This window comes from uncultured Ralstonia sp. (assembly GCA_913056305.1).
GTDB lineage: Bacteria > Pseudomonadota > Gammaproteobacteria > Burkholderiales > Burkholderiaceae > Ralstonia.
In genome coordinates this window covers 1-18,902 of record CAJXMR010000077.1, presented here as the reverse complement: position 1 = coordinate 18,902, position 18,902 = coordinate 1, and the positions used below count along the sequence as shown (strand labels likewise).

The window sequence follows — 18,902 nt, the reverse complement described above, 5'->3', positions numbered from 1 at the left end:
TGGCGCAAGTGTAGGCAAAAACAAAATTCTTAGCAAGATGAAGGACTTAGCTCACAGCCTTAAAGTTTGACCTTTGGAGCCTTATCATTCGGACATCATTTCGACGCAATTCCGTGCTAGCAGAAGGCGCGAACCGCAGAAAAAGTTGCGCGAAAAGCACTTCGAGGAGGGAGACTTCGGAGAACGTCACCAGCCCCAGAAAAGGAGCCTTGCGCGGCACGTCAGTTCCGTGGCCGACGGCGACAAACACGGATTACAACGTGCTCCAACACTTCCTCACAACGCTGTCAATCAGACAGATCAAGCACCTGATGGAAGTCTAACGGCGCACAGCCGATTCTGTTGACACAATTCAAAGACTTTTTCAGCGTTATTCGGCCCTTGCGCAGCCATGTGCGCGAAGCGTCGTCAATCAAGGAAGCGTGTGAACTCGGCGACAGGCGCGCGCTCGGTGACAAGCGCGTTCTCAGCCGCATTGGGATCGGCATAGCCCAGGGACATGCCGCACACCACCATCTCCTCGTCCGCCAACGCCAGGTGCTGCGCAATGATCCGGTGGAATTGCGTGAACGCCGCTTGCGGACAGGTATCGAGCCCCCGCCCGCGCGCCGCCACCATCACGGCTTCGAGGAACATGCCGTAGTCGAGCCAGCTGCCCTGCTCCATCACGCGATCGATGGTGAAGATCAGGCCGACCGGCGCATCGAAGAAGCGGAAGTTGCGCGCATGCTGTGCGTGCATGCGCGATTTCTCCGCGCGACCGATGCCGAGTAGGCCGTAGAGATCCCAGCCGACCTTGCGGCGCCGGCTTTGATACGGATCGACCCACGTGCGCGGGTAGTACGGGTATTCCTCGCGGTGCAGCGTATCGACCTCCGGATGGTCGTATGCGTCGGCGATGGCTTCCGACAGGCGCGCCTTGGATTCGCCCGTGAGCACGTAGACACGCCATGGCTGCGTGTTGCTGCCCGACGGCGCACGCCGCGCGACATCGAGGATCGCCTCGATATCCGCGCGCGCGATCGGCGTCGGCAGGAACGCGCGAATCGAGCGCCGCGACGTGATGGCGCGATCGATCCGTTCGACTTCACTCGGAGTGGGATGACGGTCGTTCATGGCAAGGCAATCAAGCGACGGCGTTGGCAGCCAGCGGTTCGAGGGCAGCCCGCAGTGCGTCCGGAAGTGGCACCGGACGGCGCGTTTCGCGATCCACGTAGACGTGGACGAAATGGCCTTGCGCCGCGGCCTCATGCGCATCGCCGCGGAACAGGCCCACTTCATAGCGCACGCTGGTGTTGCCCAGGCGCGCAACGCGCAAACCGGCCACCACTGGATCGGGAAACGACAGCGGCGCGAAGTAATTGCACTGCGTCTCGATGACGAGGCCAATGGTCTCGCTGGTCTCGGGGTTGAGCACGCCCTGCTCGATCAGGTACGCATTCACCACGGTGTCGAAGTAGCTGTAGTAGACGACGTTGTTGACGTGGCCGTAGACGTCGTTGTCCATCCAGCGCGTGGTGATGGTATGGAAGTGACGGTAGTCGTCGCGCGTCTGTCGGGGCGTGCTCATGCTGGCGTGCGCTCGGGCGGCATTGGAAAACTACGAGGATACGCCAGCCGCTTTCCAGCGGTCACTTGCGGATCACGAGCGCCACGCCGCACGCGGCGATCACCATGCCCAGAGCCGCCAGCGGCGGGAAACGCTCGCCGAACAGCGCCCAGGCCATCACGGCGGTCGTCGGCGGCGTGAGGTACAGCAGCGACGTCACCTTGGTCGCCGCGCCCTTGCGGATCAGCACGAACAGCAGCGAGATCGCGCCGATCGACAGGGCCAGCACCGACCACACCAGCGCGCCGATCATCTGCGCGGTCCAGTGCACCTCGCGCGTCTCGAACAGGAACATGAACGGCAGGCACAGCAACGCCGACGCTCCGAACTGGATGCACGCGCCCATGCGCAGGTCGAACACCGGGCAATGGCGCTTCTGATACAGCGTGCCGACCGTGATCGACAGCAGCGCGCCCAAGCACAATGCCAGCGTCGTCACGCCCACGCCGGCCAGGTGCAGCTTGTTGGCCACCACCAGCCCCACCCCGGCAATGCCGCACAGCAGCCCCAGCCATTGGCGCCCTGTCACGCGCTCACCCCGCATCGACACATACAGCGCCGTCAGGATCGGCTGCATGCCGACGATCAGCGCGCTCATGCCGGCGGGCATGCCGAGCTTGATCGCAGCCCACACGCCGGCCAGATAGCCCCACTGCATCAGCGCCCCCGCCACGGCGAGGTGGCCGATGGTGCGCCAATCGATATCGCCCGAGCCCGCCTGGCGCGGCAGCGGCACACGTGCCAGCCAGACCAGTGGCAACAGGCACACCAGCACGCCCACGAAGCGTAGGAAGAGGAAGGTGATCGGCTCGGCGTACGGCATGCCGTACTTGGCCACGATAAAGCCCGTGCTCCAGATCAGCACGAACAGCCACGGCATGGCGACGACAAACAGGGAATGGGAATCGCGGGCCGACGCGGGCGTGGCCGAATACGCTTGACTCATGCGGAAAGCGGTTGGGGAATCGGAGCGGCGGCAGCCTCGGCCCGTGCCGCCTGGCTCGCAGACCAACGCGCTGCATGCCGTGCGGCCAGCGCGATGGTCTGCGCGTGGACGGCCACGGTATCGTCGATGTTGTTGCCGTAGCCGCCCGCCATGGTAACGGCAATCGGAATGCGCCGCTCATATGCGAAATCGAAGACTTGCTGGTCGCGGTGGGCCAAGCCATCCATCGTCAGTTTCAGGCGGCCCAGGCGATCGCCCTCGTGCGGGTCGGCACCCGCCAGGTAGATGATCAGGCGCGGGGCAAAGCGCGCAGCCAGCGTGTCAAGGGCGCCGGCCAACGCTTCCAGATAGGCCGCATCGCCACAGCCGTCCGGCAGGCCGACGTCCAGATCGGAGGCCTCCTTGCGGAACGGATAGTTCTTCTCACCGTGCAGCGACAGCGTAAACATCGAAGCATCGCCGCCCAGGATCGATGCCGTGCCATTGCCCTGATGGACGTCGAGATCAACGATGGCGACCGGAAACGCGATGGGGTGATCGCCCCGCTGGCGCTGCATCCAGCGCGAGGCGATGGCTGCGTCATTGAAGACACAAAAGCCCGCGCCCTTATCGGCATACGCGTGGTGCGTGCCGCCGGCCAGGTTGACGGCGATCCCGTCCGTCATGGCTGCCGCGCACGCTGCCATGGTGGCGCCGGCCGAGCGGCGGCTGCGCTCCACCATCTCCGGCGACCAGGGAAAGCCGATCTCGCGCTGCCGGGCCGGGTCCAGCCGGCCGGCGCTGACCGCGCTGACATAGTCCGGTGCGTGAGCCAGCAGCAACGCGTCGTCACCGGCACGCGGTGCCTCGTGCATGAGCAGGCCAGGCACGTCGACCAGCACGCGTTCGCGCAGCAGACTGTACTTGCGCATGGGAAACCGATGCCCCGGTGGCAACGGCAAAACGAAATGGTCGGTATAGAACACCTGCATGTGACTGATCGATCGCAACGCAACAAAACTGGCGGACGGGGAAATCGTAACCTACGCTGGCGCCATCGGTTTTTTGCAACACCGCTGCCCCCAAATGGCAGAACAAGCCGGCGCCTTGCACCAAAAATGCGCGCTCTTATGCCACAAAAAGTTACGGCAAACGGTTCGCGGCGCAATTCCTGCACACGAAATATCAGCCAATTCTGATTTTTGTGCGATGCACAAAAACCGCTTGACACTCGATTGACGTTCAACAACAATGAATTTGTTGCGACGCACCATCCCGATGCTTCGCGATGTCGCCTGGAAGGCACGACGCTGACCGTCACGCTTTGTACATCTGGGCGAACTAAATTCTGACTTTGATTCCCCGTCCACCTTTGATTGATTGGAGAGACAAACATGCTGACTCAGGAACAGATCGCTGCGGCGCACAAAGCCAACCTCGAGACCTTTTTCGGTCTGACCAACAAGGCGTTTGAAGGCGTCGAAAAGCTGGTCGAACTGAACCTGCAAGTCGTCAAGGCCACCCTGGCCGAGAACGTCGAACACGCCAAGAAGACCCTGGCCGCCAAGGACGCGCAAGAGCTGCTGACCGCTCAAGCCGGCCTGCTGCAACCGGCTGCTGAAAAGGCCCTGGCCTACAGCCGTCACCTGTACGAAATCTTCTCGGACACGCAAACCGAATTCGGCAAGGTTGCCGAGTCGCAAATCGCCGAGAACAGCCGCAAGCTGGCCGCGCTGGTCGACAACGTGTCGAAGAACGCTCCGGCTGGCTCCGAGTCCGCCGTGGCGCTAGTGAAGTCGGCCCTGTCCGCCGCCAACAACGCTTACGACTCGGTGCAGAAGGCCACCAAGCAAGCCGTGGAACTGGCTGAAAGCAACTTCCACGCAGCTGCCAACGCTGCCAGCAAGGCAACCGCCCAGGCTTCGGCCCAAGCGCGCGCTGCTACCAAGAAGTCGACGACCGCCGCCTAATCGGCCCGTCCCTTCTGCCGCATGAGCGGGCCTCCTTCGGGAGGCCCGTTTTCATTGGTGCCCGGCCGCGCAGTGGCAGGCCCACCGAGCCCAGCCTCTAAACACGCTGTTTGCGCGCATTTGCGCGGAACCGAAACGCAGGCCCGACGGTCCATTCCACCGTATGCGCATGATTGTCTCCTCGGTCCCGCAAAGAAAACCTGTCCTCAGTGGTGATCAGTGGGTACCTTTTGAACCCGGCTTCGGCCGGGTTTTTTGTGTGCGCTCGTCCCGACGACGCTCTGCATATTGCGAACTTTTGTGGATATGCGAAGCTCCATCCTGTATTGCCGCCTACAGATGTGACCGATGTCCCGTGAATCCTTGGCCCGGCGTAGCCTGATCATCCTGGCCGCGTTGATCCTCCTGTTCGAAGAATGGATCTGGAACGCGATGCTGCGCGCGACCGCGCGGCTGGCGACCCACCCGTGGGTGCTGGCCGCGGAGCGCCGGCTCGCCGCGCTTGAACCAATCGAAGCACTGAGCGCGTTCGTGCTCCCGATGCTGGCCCTGCTGCCATTCAAGCTGGCGGCGGTCTACGTGCTGGCACGTGGCCACATCATTGCCGGGGCCTTGGTGCTGGTGCTCGCCAAGGTAGTCAGCACGGGCTTGGGCGCGCGCATCTATACCGTCGTGCGGCCGCAACTGCAAACCATTGGCTGGTACGCGCGCCTGGAATTCCGTTTCCTGGCCTGGAAGCGACGCATGGTGGCTGCCCTGCGCGCCACACCAACGTGGCAATCGCTGCAGGCGCATCTGGCCGCTTGGCGGGCACAACGACGTGGCCTGCTGCGGTTGGGATGGAGGCGCTTGGTGGCGGTGGTCCGCCTCATGCGCCGACAACGGCGCACCGATCAATCTCGACACTGATGCATCTGCCCACGATGCAAAAAGGGCCGCCCATTTGAGCGGCCCTTCTTTCTGCCAGCCGAGTTTTTGGGTTTCCCCAAGAACTCGGCGGTTAATTGCATATTAGCGCTTGCGAGCGGGCGGCACGTCCGTGCAAACACCCTCGTAGATTTCCGCAGCCATGCCCACCGACTCACCCAGCGTCGGGTGCGGGTGGATGGTCTTGCCGATATCCACCGCGTCGGCGCCCATCTCGATGGCCAGGCAGATCTCGCTGATGAGGTCGCCCGCATGCGTGCCAACGATGCCGCCGCCGATGATGCGATGCGTTTCTTCGTCGAAGATCAGCTTGGTAAAGCCCTCATCGCGACCGTTGGCGATGGCGCGGCCCGAAGCGGCCCACGGGAACACGCCCTTGCTGTACTTGACGCCCTGCGCCTTGCACTGGTCTTCGGTCAGGCCGGCCCAGGCCACTTCCGGATCGGTGAAGGCCACCGACGGAATCTGCTTGGCATCGAAGTACGCCTTCTCGCCGTGCGCGGCCTCGGCGGCCACGTGGCCTTCGTGCACCGCCTTGTGCGCCAGCATCGGCTGACCGACGATGTCGCCGATCGCATAGATGTTCGGCACGTTGGTGCGCTGCTGCTTGTCCACGTCGATGAAGCCGCGGTCGGTCACGGCCACACCGGCTTTTTCCGCACCGATGCGCTTGCCGTTCGGGCTGCGGCCCACGGCCACCAGCACCATGTCGTAGCGCACCGGCTCGGCCGGTGCAGCCTCGCCCTCGAACTTGACATAGATGCCGTCCGGCTTGGCTTCGACGCCCACGGTCTTGGTCTTGAGCATGACCTTGTCGAAGCGGCCCTTGTTCATTTTGTCCCACACCTTGACGAGGTCGCGGTCGGCGCCGTTCATCAGGTTGTCGAGCATTTCCACCACGTCGATGCGCGCGCCCAGCGTGCTGTACACCGTCGCCATTTCCAGGCCGATGATGCCGCCGCCGATCACCAGCATCTTCGCCGGCACTTCGCGCAGCTCCAGCGCGCCGGTCGAATCGACGATGCGCGGATCTTCGGGGATGAACGGCAGCTTCACGGATTCGCTGCCGGCAGCAATGATCGCCTTGGCGAAGCGGATGACCTTCTTCTCGCCGGTGGTGGCCTTGCCCTCGCCGTCCGTCACCTGCACTTCCAGGTGGTTCGGGTCGAGGAACGTGCCGACGCCGCGCACCACCTGCACCTTTCGCGACTTGGCCATGCCGGCCAGGCCGCCGGTCAGCTTGCCGACCACGGCTTGCTTGTGCTTGAGCAACTGGCCCAGGTCGATCTTCGGTTCGTTGTAGACGATGCCATGCGCGGCCATCGCCTTGACTTCATCCATGATGGCAGCCGTGTGCAGCAGCGCCTTGGACGGGATGCAGCCCACGTTCAGGCAGACGCCGCCCAGCGTGGCGAAGCGCTCAACCAGCACGGTGTTCATGCCGAGGTCTGCACTGCGGAACGCTGCCGAGTAGCCGCCCGGGCCGGAGCCGAGGACGAGCATGTCGCATTCGATGTCGGCGCCGCCTGCGTGCTTGGCAGCTTGCGGTGCGGGTGCCGACGCAGCCGGCGCGGCAGCAGGTGCTGCGGCCGGAGCCGGTGCTTGCGCAGGCGCCGGAGCAGCCGCCGCACCGGCTTCCGCCGTCGCAATCACCGCCCCCTTGGCAACCTTATCACCCACCTTGACCTTCACATCGATGATCTTGCCGGCCACGTCCGAGGGCACTTCCATGCTGGCCTTGTCGGATTCCAGCACGATCAGCGACTGCTCGGGCGCCACGGTATCGCCCGCCTTGATCAGCACTTCGATGACTTCCACCGCATCGAAATCGCCGATGTCCGGCACCTTGATTTCCACCACGCTCATTCCTGACTCCTTGTTCTTGTCGTCGGCTCCAGGCATCGCCCTGGCCGCCGACGCTTTCAATCCTGCAGACGCACCGTGTGCACTTCGATCGGGCCGCCCGAACTTTTATCGAACTCGACACCGGCAGCCACGCCAATCTGCGCGACCTCGGCCGCCGTCTTGCCCGGCAGATCGAACACCGCCGACATCGCCCCCAGCGCGAAATTGCGCCCCGAGCCGATGCCCCAGAAGCGGTCGAACGCAAACACCTCGCGGTACGAATAGACGCCGTAGATGCCGGTCGGGTTGGCGATCAGGCAGGTGATCTGCGACGACTCGTAGGGGTCGTCGTCGTCTTCCTTGGTGTTGACGAAATACTCGTCCTTGAGCTTTTCGTGCACCTTGAGGAAGGTCCGGAAGACGTCGTCGCGCGTGCCGAGCCGGCACTCATCGGCCAAACCCGCCAGCAGGCTGCGCATGACCGGGAAGTGGGCCGTCGTGCCCGCCAACGCGATCAATGACTCGCCCACCTGGAAGATCTTCTGGTTCTGCTCGTAGCCGCGCGCCAGGCGCGTGTCGCCGAACGTCACCAGCGAATCGGCCGCAATCGCCACTTCGCCGTCTTTCTTGACCACCACGCACGTCGTCATGTCGTCCTCGCCAAAAGTCAGCCGACCGGTCCGCCGACCGCCGCAAACCCAAGCGGGCCGGCACGCACAGGCTCGCAGCCCGATGCGTGCCGCACCCGTGCGGGCTTACAGGCTGACGCGACGGAAGTCCGCCAGCACGCTGGCCAGATACGCGTTGAAGCGCGCAGCCTCGGCCCCGTCGATCACGCGGTGATCGTACGACAGCGACAGCGGCAGCGTCAGGCGCGGCACGAACTGCTTGCCGTCCCACACCGGCTTCTGATATCCACGCGACAGACCCAGGATGGCCACTTCCGGCGCGTTGATGATCGGCGTGAAGTTCGTACCGCCAATGCCACCCAGCGACGAGATCGAGAAGCAGCCGCCCTGCATCTGGTCCGGCTTGAGCTTACCGTCACGCGCGGCCTTCGACAGGTCGGCCATTTCGCGGGCGATATCGACCAGGCCCTTCTTGTCCGCATCGCGGATCACCGGCACCATCAGCCCGTTGGGCGTATCGGCCGCGAAGCCGATGTGGAAGTACTGCTTGAAGACCAGGTTGTCGCCGTCCAGGCTGGCGTTGAAGGTCGGGAATTTCTTCAGTGCGCCGACCACGGCCTTGATCACGAAGGCCAGCATCGTGAACTTCACGCCAGCCTTTTCGTTCTCTTTGTTCAGCGTCACGCGCAGGGCTTCGAGGTCGGTGATGTCCGCTTCGTCGTTGTTGGTGACGTGCGGGATCATGACCCAGTTGCGATGCAGGTTCGCGCCGGAGATCTTCTTGATGCGCGACAGCGGCTTCGGATCGATCGGGCCGAACTTGGTGAAGTCCACCTTCGGCCACGGCAGCAGGTTCAGCTCGCCGCCGCCAGCCGGTGTGCCTGCAGCAGCCTTGCCCGGCGCTGCGGCCTGGCCGGTCATCACGCCCTTGACGTAGCGCTGCACGTCTTCCTGCGTAATGCGGTTCTTCGGGCCCGTACCGCCAACGAGGTTGACGTTCACGCCCAGGTCACGCGCGTACTTGCGCACCGACGGGCTGGCGTGGGCAGCCTTGCCCACCGTGCCGACGGTGTCGGCGGTGTACGTTGCGGGTGCGGCGGCCGGAGCGGCTGCGGGTGCAGCAGCAGGCGCCGGACTCGGTGCAGCAGCAGCCGGTGCGGGGGCCGGAGCTTGCGCCGGCGCTGCGGCAGCACCGCCCGCACCTTCCAGCACAACGATCAGCGTGCCTTGCGACACGGCATCGCCCACCTTCACGCGGATTTCCTTGACGGTACCGGCTGCCGGCGACGGCACATCCATCGTGGCCTTGTCCGATTCGAGCGTGATCAGCGACTGCTCGGCTTCCACCTTGTCGCCCACCTTCACGCTGATCTCGATGACCGGCACGTCCGTGTAGTCACCGATGTCCGGGACCTTCACTTCCACCGTACCGCCACCTGCTGCAGCCGGCGCGGGAGCCGGAGCCTGTGCAGCGGGTGCAGGAGCCGGCGCAGCGGCGGCCGGAGCCGGTGCTTGTGCCGCAGGTGCCGGAGCAGCGGCTGCGCCCTGCTCTTCGAGCAGCAGCACCAGCGAGCCTTCCGACACAGCGTCGCCCACCTTGATCTTCACTTCCTTGACGACGCCGCTCTTGGGCGACGGCACGTCCATGGTCGCCTTGTCCGACTCCAGCGTGACCAGCGAATCCTCGGCGTTGACGGTATCGCCCGCCTTGACCAGCACTTCGATCACCGGGACGTCCTTGTAGTCGCCGATGTCCGGCACCTTGATTTCTACGACTTGACTCATTCTTCTGTCTCCAGAGGGTCTGGCGGCGAGAGCATCCGGCGGCGGACACACAGTGCCCCGCAGGCTACCGCATCGTGCAGGCAAATGCACTAAGCGGAAAGTCTGTCGGGGCGGTGCCCGTGCCGGTGCGCAACCCGCGCGCCCGGCGGCTCCGTTATACGGTCATCGGGTTGGGCTTGTTCGCGTCGAGGTTGTACTTCTTCAGTGCCTCGGCCACCTTTTCGCGCGGCAGCACGCCTTCATCGGCGAGTGCCTTGAGCGACGCGACCGTCACCCAGTAGCGATCCACCTCGAAGAAGTGGCGCAGCTTCTCGCGCGTGTCCGAGCGGCCGAAACCGTCGGTGCCCAGCACCACATAGCGGCGCGGGACAAACGCGCGGATCTGCTCGGCGAAGGTGCGGACGTAGTCGGTCGATGCGATGACCGGGCCGCGCACGCCCTTGAGCATCTTCTCGACGTGCGACTCGCGCTGAGCCTCAGTCGGGTTGAGCAGGTTCCAGCGTGCGGTGGCGTTGCCTTCGCGGGCCAGCTCGGTAAAGCTTGGGGCACCCCACAGGTCGGATTCGACGCCCCAGTCCTTCTTGAGCAGCTCGGCGGCGGCGATCACCTCGCGGAAGATCGTGCCCGAGCCCAGCAGCTGCACGCGCGGTGCGTTGCTGTTCTCGACGCCCTTCTTGAACAGGTACATGCCCTTGATGATGTCGGCCTCGGCACCCACCGGCATTTCGGGGTGCTCGTAGTTCTCGTTCATCACCGTCAGGTAGTAGTAGATGTCTTGCTGCTCGACGTACATGCGGCGCAGGCCGTCTTGCATCACCACCGCCAGTTCGTACTGGAAGGTCGGGTCATACGAGATGCAGTTCGGGATGGCGGCGTGATAGACGTGCGAGTGGCCGTCTTCGTGCTGCAGGCCTTCGCCGTTGAGCGTGGTGCGGCCCGCGGTGCCGCCCAGCAGGAAGCCGCGCGAGCGCATGTCGCCGGCGGCCCAGCAGAGGTCGCCGATACGCTGGATACCGAACATCGAGTAATAGATGTAGAACGGGATCATCGCCACGCCATGCGTCGAATACGACGTGGCGGCCGCGATCCAGTCGCACATGGCGCCGGCTTCGTTGATGCCTTCCTGCAGCACCTGACCCGTCTGCGATTCCTTGTAGAACATCAGCTGGTCGTGATCCTGCGGCACGTACTTCTGGCCTTCCTGGTTCCAGATGCCGACCTGGCGAAACAGGCCTTCCATGCCGAACGTGCGCGATTCATCCGGCACGATGGGCACCACGTGCTTGCCGACGTTCTTGTCCTTGAGCAGGATGTTCAGAATCCGCACGAAGGCCATCGTGGTGGACACTTCGCGGCCTTCGCCGGTGGCCTTGAGCAGCGCGTCGAACGCACCCAGCGCCGGCACCTGCAGCGGATCAGCCTTCATGCGACGGGCCGGCAGGTAGCCGCCCAGGTCCATGCGGGCGCGGCGCATGTATTCGAGTTCCTTCGAGCCTTCCTCGAACTTGACGTACGGAACGTGCTCGAGCTGGTCGTCAGCAATGGGGATGCTGAAGCGATCGCGCAGCTTGCGGATGGCGTCCACCGGCATCTTCTTCTGCTGGTGGGCGATGTTCATCGCTTCGCCGGCTTCACCCATGCCGTAGCCCTTGATGGTCTTGGCGAGGATGACGGTCGGCTGGCCCTTGTGCTCAGTGGCCGACTTGAAGGCCGCGAAGATCTTGTGCGGATCATGGCCGCCGCGGTTCAGCGCCCAGATGTCGTCGTCGGACCAGTCGGCCACCATGGCCTTGAGTTCCGGCGTGTTGAAGAAGAACTCGCGCACGTAGGCGCCATTCTTGGACTTGAAGGTCTGGTACTCGCCGTCGACGCATTCCATCATACGGCTCATCAGCAGGCCCTTGGTGTCGCGGGCGAGCAGTTGATCCCAGCGGCTGCCCCAGATGACCTTGATGACGTTCCAGCCGGCACCGCGGAATTCGCTCTCCAGCTCCTGGATGATCTTGCCGTTGCCGCGCACCGGGCCGTCCAGGCGCTGCAGGTTGCAGTTGACCACGAAGACGAGGTTGTCCAGCTTCTCGCGGCCGGCCATGCCGATCGCGCCCAGCGATTCCGGCTCGTCGGTCTCGCCGTCGCCCAGGAAGGCCCAGACCTTGCGGTTTTCCCAGTTCTGGATCAGGCCGCGGCTGGCCAGGTACTTGGTGAAGCGCGCCTGGTAGATCGCCATGATCGGGCCCAGGCCCATCGACACGGTCGGGAATTGCCAGAAATCCGGCATCAGCCACGGGTGCGGATACGACGAGATGCCCTGGCCGTCGACTTCCTGACGGAAGCTGTCGAGCTGGTTCTCGGTCAGGCGGCCCAGCAGGAAGGCGCGCGAATACACGCCCGGCGCCGAGTGGCCCTGCACGAACACCATGTCGCCGCCGTGCTTGTCCGACGGGGCGTGCCAGAAGTGGTTGTAGCCGACGTCATACAGCGTGGCGGCCGAGGCGAACGACGAGATGTGGCCGCCGACGTTGGTGTCCTTGTTGGCGCGCAGGACCATGGCCATGGCGTTCCAACGGGTGTACGAACGGATACGGTGCTCGATTTCCTGGTCGCCGGGGATGCGGTCCTGGTTTTCGACCGGAATCGTGTTGATGTAGGGGGTTTCTGCGTGCAGCGGCGAGGTCACGCCATTGATGCGGGCGTACTCGATCTGCTTGTCGAGGAGGAACGCCGCCCGGTCCGGACCTTCCGCACCGATGACGCCTTGCAGCGCCTCCAGCCACTCTTTGGTTTCCTGGGGATCGACGTCGCTGGCGCGCGTGGCACCCAGGACTTGTTCTGGTACGGCCGACATTGCGGTCTCCTTGGTAGCGTAACGGTTGTTGCGTCTCTTGGTGGGCGCCCCGCCCGCTCGCGCTCGCGCACGACGCAGCAAGGCCACCCCGACTTTTGCGCAGATTCTATGAGCACACGCAAATGCAGCACAAGCGGAATTTTCAAATTGCGATATGGTTTTTTATAATGTGGAATATTGCCGCAGTGCAAGATATGGACTGAATTAACGCTGCAGTGCAACATCCGCACGTCCACCGTTTGCGCGCCACCAGCGGTTTCCCCAAGCGACCCGCCAATTGATTGCCGCTACACTTGATTTTGCGCAGTTGCACAGATGTCCTTGAACCTTCCTCCGCAGAATTCCGGCGTTCGCCCGCCCATCATGCTCTCCCCCTCCCAAGCCACATCTGAAGCGGCCAACGCCGTGACGGAGCCGCCCGCGATGACGCCTGCGCAGGGGCCAAGTTCCGTGCCCGCGCCAGAGCTGCCGCCGGAGGACAGCGTGCACACGAACATGCCGCGCCGGCTGTGGGTCACGCGCCTGAACCGGATCTGGACGACCAACTGGTTCATGTTCGTCCCGCTGGTGGCGATCGTGCTGTTTGCCGGCGCGATGATCTTCATCCTGTATCAGCTGCACGCCACCGAGGTGCAGCAGCAGCGCGACGCCCTCTACCGAGACGCCGCCTGGGCCGAGCAGAAGGTGCGGCTGTCCCTGCAGAGCAACCAGGACCAGGTGGCGGCGCTCGCCCGCGACATTGGCGCCGCGCAGCTGGACCCAAGCGCCTACCGCGACGCCGCCCGCCAGCTCCTGCGCGAAAACCCCGAGCTGGTCTTCATCAACTGGCTGGACGCCACGCGGCGGCCGCGCTGGGCCTTCCCCGCCAATTCGGAGTTCGTGCAGCGCGTGCGCGAAACGCGCGACCACCCGCTCGAAGCCGAGATCCAGTCCGCCTACGACGCCGCGCGCGAGACCCAGCGCGCCGTCTATTCCCGCCCGATCCAGAACGAACGCGGCGAGAGCTTCATGCTGATGGAAGTGCCGATCGTGCGCGACAACGAGTTCCTCGGCACGGTGGGCGCCATGTACTCCGTCACCGGCATCCTCACGCAGCTGCTGCCGGGCGAGCTGACCGACCGCTACCGCTTCTCGCTGGTCGACAAGAACAACGTGATCCGCGCCAGCACGTCACTGCGGCCGGTGCCCAAGGCGGCGGCCTCGTACGAGGTGCTGCTGGACCCGCCGGGGCATTCGTTGTCGCTGCGGGCGGAGGCCTACCCGGCGCCGTCCAACCTGCCCAACAACATGCTGATGTGGCTGGTGGCGGGCCTGTCGTGCTTCGTGATCTGGAGCCTGTGGAGCGTGTGGCGGCACACCAGCCGCCGCTCCGAGGCGCAGCGCGCCCTGCTCGCGGAAACGTCGTTCCGCCGCGCCATGGAGAACTCCATGGTGATCGGCATGCGCGCGCTCGACCTCAACGGCCGCATCACCTACGTCAACCCCGCCTTCTGCCGCATGATCGGCTGGACCGAGCAGGAACTGGTCGGCCGCATGCCGCCCTTCCCGTACTGGCCGCCCAACGAGATCGGCGAGATGCAGAAGCACATCGAGCTGACCCTGCGCGGCAAAGCCCCCGCCAACGGCATGGAGCTGCGCATGATGCGCCGCGACGGCACCAGCTTCTACGCGCGGATGTACGTCTCGCCGCTGATCGACGCCCGCGGCCGGCACACCGGCTGGATGAGTTCGATCACCGACATCACCGAGCCCAAGCGCGCGCGCGAAGACCTGGCCGCCGCGCACGACCGCTTCACCACCGTGCTGGAGAGTCTGGACGCGGCCGTCTCGGTGCTCTCCACCGACAAGGCCGAGCTGCTGTTCGCCAACCGGTATTACCGCCAACTGTTCGGCTGGGAAGCCTTCGGCCACCTGCAGCTCTCCGGCCAGGACGTCGACACCGACGATGTCTCCAGCGACGCGCTCGACCTGGTCGATGCCTATGCCGGCCTGCCCGCCTCCGAGCTGACCCCGCACGCCGCCGACGCGCGCGAGATCTACGTGCCGTCGATGCAGAAGTGGTTTGAAGTGCGCCGCCGCTACATCCAGTGGGTGGACGGCCACCTCGCGCAGATGCAGATCGCCACCGACATCACCGTGCGAAAAGCGGCAGAAGAAATGACGCGCCAGCACGAAGAACGCCTGCAGTTCACCAGCCGCCTGACCACCATGGGCGAGATGGCGTCGTCGCTGGCACACGAGCTGAACCAGCCGCTGGCCGCCATCAACAATTACTGCATGGGCGCGGTCGGCCGCCTGAAGAGCGGGCGCAGCACGCCGGAAGAGCTGATCCCGGTGCTGGAGAAGACCTCCGCCCAGGCGGTGCGCGCCGGCACCATCATCCAGCGCATCCGCGGTTTCGTGAAGCGCAGCCAGCCGCAGCGGCGCGAATCCGACCTGCGCGAGATGGTCGCGGACGCCGTCGGCCTGGCCGAGCTGGAAGCCACTCGGCGCGGCATCACCATCCTCACACGCCTGCCGGCCGACCTGCCGCACCTGTATGTTGATCCGGTGCTGATCGAGCAGGTGCTGGTCAACCTGCTCAAGAACGCCGCCGAGGCCATGGCCGCCCACCCGCGCCTGCGCGCCGCCAGCGTCTTGCGCCTGCATGCCAACCTGATCAATGACCCGGAAAACTCCGTGTTGATCGAGGTGATCGACCAGGGCCCCGGCGTGGACGACAGCACCAAGGAACGCCTGTTCGAGCCCTTCTACAGCACCAAGTCCGATGGCATGGGCATGGGCCTGAACATCTGCCGTTCGATCATCGAATCCCACCTTGGCAGGCTCTGGGTGGAAAACAATGCCGACGGGATCGGCTGTACGTTTAAAATCATCCTGCCGCTGCATCCGATTTGACCGGTTTCAACGGATTCAGCTTCAATCGGTTTCCAGAACGTAGAACGAGGACTCTCCATGAGTGCAACGCCCGCTGCAGTTGCCCCGCGCAACGAAACCGTGTTCGTCGTCGATGACGACGAAGCCATGCGCGATTCGCTGACGTGGTTGCTCGAAGGCAACGGCTACACCGTCCGCACCTACCGCAGCGCCGAGGAATTCCTGGTCGACGACAAGCGCGGCGAAGGCGTCGGCTGCCTGATCCTCGACGTGCGTATGCAGGGCATGAGCGGCCCCGAACTGCAGGATCGCCTGCTGGCCGAAAATAGCCGCATGCCGATCGTCTTCGTGACCGGTCACGGCGACGTGCCGATGGCGGTGTCGACCATGAAGAAGGGCGCGGTCGACTTCATCGAAAAGCCGTTCGACGAATCGGAGCTGCGCGAGCTGGTCGAGCGCATGCTCAGCAAGGCCCGCTCGGATGACTCCACCGCGCGCGAGCAGAAAGCCGCCCAGGACCTGCTGGGCAAGCTGACCACGCGCGAGCAACAGGTGCTGGAGCGCATCGTGGCCGGCCGCCTGAACAAGCAGATCGCCGATGACCTGGGCATTTCGATCAAGACCGTGGAGGCGCACCGCGCCAACATCATGGAAAAGCTCAACGTGAACACGGTGGCCGACCTGCTGCGTCTGGCCCTGTCACGCAATAGCTGACCCTGCCTGCGGCGCGTTCGCGCCGCTTCATCGGGTGATCCGGGCGGCTGGAATGGAAGGCGGCGATTTATAATCGCGCTTTGCCCTCTCCTCCTCCGCCCAGCCATGACCGCCCAACTCATCGACGGCAACGCGCTTGCCAAACAACTCCGCGCCGAAGCCGCACAACGTGCCGCCGCCCTCACCGCGCGCGGCCACCAGCCCGGCCTCGCCGTCATCCTCGTGGGTGAGGACCCGGCCAGCCAGGTCTACGTGCGCAACAAGATCAAGGCGTGCGAAGACAACGGCTTCCTGTCCGTCTTCGACCGCTACCCGGCCGACCTGACCGAAGCCGACCTGCTCGGCCGCATCGACGCCCTGAACCGCGACCCGCGCATCCACGGCATCCTGGTCCAGCTGCCGCTGCCCAAGCACATCGACAGCCACAAGGTGCTCGAAGCCATCGCGCCCGAGAAGGACGTCGACGGCTTCCACGTGGCCAACGCCGGCGCGCTGATGACCGGCGCCCCGCTGTTCCGCCCGTGCACGCCGTACGGCTGCATGAAGATGCTGGAATCGGTCAACTACCCGGTGCGCGGCGCCAATGCCGTGGTGGTGGGGGCCTCGAACATCGTCGGCAAGCCGATGGCGATGCTGCTGCTGCAGGCCGGCGCCACCATCACCGTTTGCAACAGCAAGACGCGCGATCTGGCCGCCCACACGCGTGAGGCGGACATCATCGTGGCCGCCGTGGGCCGTCGCAACATCATCACCGCCGACATGGTCAAGCCGGGCGCCGTCGTCATCGACGTGGGCATGAACCGCGACGACGCCGGCAAGCTCTGCGGCGACGTCGACTTTGCGGGCGTCAAGGACGTCGCGGGCTACATCACCCCGGTGCCCGGCGGCGTCGGCCCGATGACGATCACCATGCTGCTGATCAACACCTTGGAAGCCGCTGAGCGTGTGGCTGAAGGAGCCGCGCTGGCGGCGTAAGCTTCACCTGATCCCATTGGAAACGGAGAAAGCGTCCCAACCTGATGGATCGGACGCTTTTTTCGTTTCACGACCTCCCCGTTTCACGAGCCCGCCATGACCGATACCTTGCCCCAAGCCAATCCGCTGCTCGATTTCTCCGGTCTGCCGCGCTTCGCGGACATCCGTCCTGAACACATCACGCCGGCGCTCGATACGTTGCTGGAGCAAGCCGCGGCGGCTGTCGCCAAGGTCAAGGAGCCGGCCACGCCGGCCGACTGGCACAACGTCGTGCAGGCACTGGAAGACGCCACCGAGCCACTGGGCCGCGCCTGGGGCATCGTCAGCCATCTCAGCTCGGTGGCCGATACGCCCGCCCTGCGCGAGGCGCATGCCGCCAACCTGCCGCGCGTGACCGAGTTCTGGTCTGGCCTGGGGCAAGACCTGGCACTGTTCGAGAAGTACAAGGCCATCGCCACGAGTGCCGAATACGCCACCCTGACCTCCCCCCGCAAGAAGCTGCTCGACAACGAGCTGCGCGGCTTCCGCCTGGGCGGCGCCGAGTTGCCGGAAGACCAGAAGCCGCGCTTTGCCGCCATCCAGGAACAGCAGGCGCAGCTGACCAAGGCCTTCAGCGACCACGTGCTGGATGCCACCAACGCCTACGCGCTGCGGATCGACGACGAAGCCCGCCTGGCCGGCCTGCCCGATGACGCCAAGGAAGCCGCACGCGAAGCGGCCCGCCGCGACGATCCGAACGCTACCGGCTGGAAGTTCACGCTGCATTTCCCGTCGTACTTCCCGGTGTTGCAATACGCGGATGACCGCGCGCTGCGCCGCACGCTGTACGAGGCCAACGTCACGCGCGCATCCGAGCTGGGTGCGCAGCACGGCGGCGGCAAGGCCGAGTGGGACAACACCGCCAACATGGCCGAGCAACTGGCGCTGCGTACCGAAGAAGCGCACATGCTCGGCTACCGTAACTTCGGCGAAGTCTCGCTGGTGCCGAAGATGGCCGACTCCCCCGAGGAAGTCCTGCGCTTCCTGGGCGAGCTGGCCGACCGCGCCCGCCCGTTCGCGGAGAAAGACTGGGTCGAGCTGCAGGCCTTTGCCAAGGACAAACTCGGCATCGACAAGCTTGAACCGTGGGACATGGCCTACGCCTCGGAAAAGCTGCGCGAAGCGCGGTACGCCTTCTCCGAGCAGGAGGTGAAGCAGTACTTCCCTGAGCCCGCCGTGCTGGATGGCCTCTTCAACGTCGTGCAGACGCTGTTCTCGGTCAAGATCCGCCCCGAGCAGGCCGAGGTGTGGCACCCGGACGTGCGCTTCTTCCGCGTGGAATCGGCCCAGGGCGAGTTGCTCGCGCAGTTCTACATCGACCTGTACGCCCGCGAAGGCAAGCGTGGCGGCGCCTGGATGGACGACGCGCGCGGCCGCAAGGCGCTGGACGATGTGCGCGTGCAAACCCCGGTGGCCTACCTCACCTGCAACTTCTCCGGCCCGGTTGGCGACAAGCCGGCACTGTTCACACACGACGAGGTCATCACCCTCTTCCACGAATTCGGCCATGGGCTGCACCACATGCTCACGCTGGTGGATGAGCTGGGCGTGTCCGGCATCAACGGCGTGGAATGGGATGCGGTGGAGCTGCCCTCGCAGTTCATGGAGAACTTCTGCTGGGAGTGGGAGGTGCTGTCGCGCATGACCCGCCAGGTCGATTCAGGCGAGCCGCTGCCGCGTGCGCTGTACGACCGCATGCTGGCCGCAAAGAACTTCCAGAACGGCATGGCGACGCTGCGCCAGATCGTGTTCTCGACGTTCG

At 64.7% G+C, this 18,902-nt stretch carries 14 protein-coding genes; 6 read left to right on the top strand and 8 right to left on the bottom strand.

Annotation, left to right across the window (positions count from 1 at the left end; genetic code table 11):
* Nucleotides 1–408: 408 nt before the first annotated feature.
* From QZ609_RS13800 to QZ609_RS13785, 4 genes are all read right to left on the bottom strand, one after another.
* Complete coding sequence (locus tag QZ609_RS13800; protein WP_295495641.1) at nt 409–1,116, bottom strand: nitroreductase; 708 nt, start codon at nt 1,114–1,116, stop codon at nt 409–411.
* A gap of 10 nt (nt 1,117–1,126) precedes the next feature.
* A complete protein-coding gene (locus QZ609_RS13795) occupies nt 1,127–1,570 on the bottom strand; it encodes a thioesterase family protein (RefSeq protein ID WP_295495637.1) in 444 nt (147 codons plus the stop codon).
* Nucleotides 1,571–1,631: 61 nt separating this feature from the next.
* Nucleotides 1,632–2,555 (bottom strand): DMT family transporter, encoded by a 924-nt coding sequence (locus QZ609_RS13790; RefSeq protein WP_295495635.1) that lies wholly within the window; start codon nt 2,553–2,555, stop codon nt 1,632–1,634.
* Entirely contained in the window at nt 2,552–3,526 is a 975-nt protein-coding gene (locus tag QZ609_RS13785; RefSeq protein WP_295495632.1) for a histone deacetylase, read from the bottom strand. The genes QZ609_RS13790 and QZ609_RS13785 overlap by 4 nt, the downstream gene beginning before the upstream one ends.
* 402 nt (nt 3,527–3,928) lie before the next feature.
* On the opposite strand from QZ609_RS13785, the gene QZ609_RS13780 reads away from it, so the two are divergent.
* Together QZ609_RS13780 and QZ609_RS13775 are read left to right on the top strand one after the other, a co-directional pair.
* A complete protein-coding gene (locus tag QZ609_RS13780; protein WP_295495629.1) occupies nt 3,929–4,504 on the top strand; it encodes a phasin family protein in 576 nt (191 codons plus the stop codon).
* A gap of 348 nt (nt 4,505–4,852) precedes the next feature.
* Complete coding sequence (locus QZ609_RS13775; RefSeq protein WP_295495626.1) at nt 4,853–5,413, top strand: hypothetical protein; 561 nt, start codon at nt 4,853–4,855, stop codon at nt 5,411–5,413.
* Nucleotides 5,414–5,515: 102 nt separating this feature from the next.
* Here QZ609_RS13775 and lpdA read toward each other — a convergent pair whose 3' ends face one another.
* From lpdA to aceE, 4 genes are all read right to left on the bottom strand, one after another.
* Nucleotides 5,516–7,297, bottom strand: coding sequence for a dihydrolipoyl dehydrogenase (lpdA, locus tag QZ609_RS13770; protein ID WP_295495623.1), 1,782 nt, complete (start codon nt 7,295–7,297; stop codon nt 5,516–5,518).
* Nucleotides 7,298–7,353: 56 nt separating this feature from the next.
* Nucleotides 7,354–7,926 carry an MFS transporter gene (locus tag QZ609_RS13765; protein WP_295495622.1) on the bottom strand — a complete coding sequence of 191 codons (573 nt, stop codon included), beginning with the start codon at nt 7,924–7,926 and terminating at the stop codon, nt 7,354–7,356.
* 105 nt (nt 7,927–8,031) lie between these two features.
* Entirely contained in the window at nt 8,032–9,690 is a 1,659-nt protein-coding gene (gene aceF, locus QZ609_RS13760) for a dihydrolipoyllysine-residue acetyltransferase (protein ID WP_295495619.1), read from the bottom strand.
* A gap of 154 nt (nt 9,691–9,844) precedes the next feature.
* Nucleotides 9,845–12,535 (bottom strand): pyruvate dehydrogenase (acetyl-transferring), homodimeric type, encoded by a 2,691-nt coding sequence (aceE, locus tag QZ609_RS13755; RefSeq protein WP_295495616.1) that lies wholly within the window; start codon nt 12,533–12,535, stop codon nt 9,845–9,847.
* Between the two features lie 315 nt (nt 12,536–12,850).
* On the opposite strand from aceE, the gene QZ609_RS13750 reads away from it, so the two are divergent.
* From QZ609_RS13750 to QZ609_RS13735, 4 genes are all read left to right on the top strand, one after another.
* Nucleotides 12,851–15,433: a PAS domain-containing sensor histidine kinase gene (locus QZ609_RS13750; RefSeq protein ID WP_295495614.1), complete on the top strand. Its 2,583-nt coding sequence runs from the start codon at nt 12,851–12,853 to the stop codon at nt 15,431–15,433.
* Between the two features lie 57 nt (nt 15,434–15,490).
* Nucleotides 15,491–16,126, top strand: a complete 636-nt coding sequence (locus QZ609_RS13745) for a response regulator transcription factor (protein ID WP_295495611.1) — start codon at nt 15,491–15,493, stop codon at nt 16,124–16,126.
* Between the two features lie 105 nt (nt 16,127–16,231).
* On the top strand, nt 16,232–17,101 hold the full coding sequence (gene folD / locus QZ609_RS13740) for a bifunctional methylenetetrahydrofolate dehydrogenase/methenyltetrahydrofolate cyclohydrolase FolD (protein WP_295495609.1): 870 nt from the start codon (nt 16,232–16,234) through the stop codon (nt 17,099–17,101).
* Nucleotides 17,102–17,197: 96 nt separating this feature from the next.
* Nucleotides 17,198–18,902, top strand: a 1,705-nt coding sequence (locus QZ609_RS13735; RefSeq protein ID WP_295495607.1) for a M3 family metallopeptidase, incomplete at its 3' end; no start/stop codon positions are given.

What these genes read in the sequence shown, in the direction of transcription:
- QZ609_RS13800 (WP_295495641.1), bottom strand. Translation starts at nt 1,116, where the DNA reads ATGAACGACCGTCATCCCACTCCGAGTGAAGTCGAACGGATCGATCGC.
- QZ609_RS13795 (WP_295495637.1), bottom strand. Translation starts at nt 1,570, where the DNA reads ATGAGCACGCCCCGACAGACGCGCGACGACTACCGTCACTTCCATACC.
- QZ609_RS13790 (WP_295495635.1), bottom strand. Translation starts at nt 2,555, where the DNA reads ATGAGTCAAGCGTATTCGGCCACGCCCGCGTCGGCCCGCGATTCCCAT.
- QZ609_RS13785 (WP_295495632.1), bottom strand. Translation starts at nt 3,526, where the DNA reads ATGCAGGTGTTCTATACCGACCATTTCGTTTTGCCGTTGCCACCGGGG.
- QZ609_RS13780 (WP_295495629.1), top strand. Translation starts at nt 3,929, where the DNA reads ATGCTGACTCAGGAACAGATCGCTGCGGCGCACAAAGCCAACCTCGAG.
- QZ609_RS13775 (WP_295495626.1), top strand. Translation starts at nt 4,853, where the DNA reads ATGTCCCGTGAATCCTTGGCCCGGCGTAGCCTGATCATCCTGGCCGCG.
- lpdA (WP_295495623.1), bottom strand. Translation starts at nt 7,297, where the DNA reads ATGAGCGTGGTGGAAATCAAGGTGCCGGACATCGGCGATTTCGATGCG.
- QZ609_RS13765 (WP_295495622.1), bottom strand. Translation starts at nt 7,926, where the DNA reads ATGACGACGTGCGTGGTGGTCAAGAAAGACGGCGAAGTGGCGATTGCG.
- aceF (WP_295495619.1), bottom strand. Translation starts at nt 9,690, where the DNA reads ATGAGTCAAGTCGTAGAAATCAAGGTGCCGGACATCGGCGACTACAAG.
- aceE (WP_295495616.1), bottom strand. Translation starts at nt 12,535, where the DNA reads ATGTCGGCCGTACCAGAACAAGTCCTGGGTGCCACGCGCGCCAGCGAC.
- QZ609_RS13750 (WP_295495614.1), top strand. Translation starts at nt 12,851, where the DNA reads ATGTCCTTGAACCTTCCTCCGCAGAATTCCGGCGTTCGCCCGCCCATC.
- QZ609_RS13745 (WP_295495611.1), top strand. Translation starts at nt 15,491, where the DNA reads ATGAGTGCAACGCCCGCTGCAGTTGCCCCGCGCAACGAAACCGTGTTC.
- folD (WP_295495609.1), top strand. Translation starts at nt 16,232, where the DNA reads ATGACCGCCCAACTCATCGACGGCAACGCGCTTGCCAAACAACTCCGC.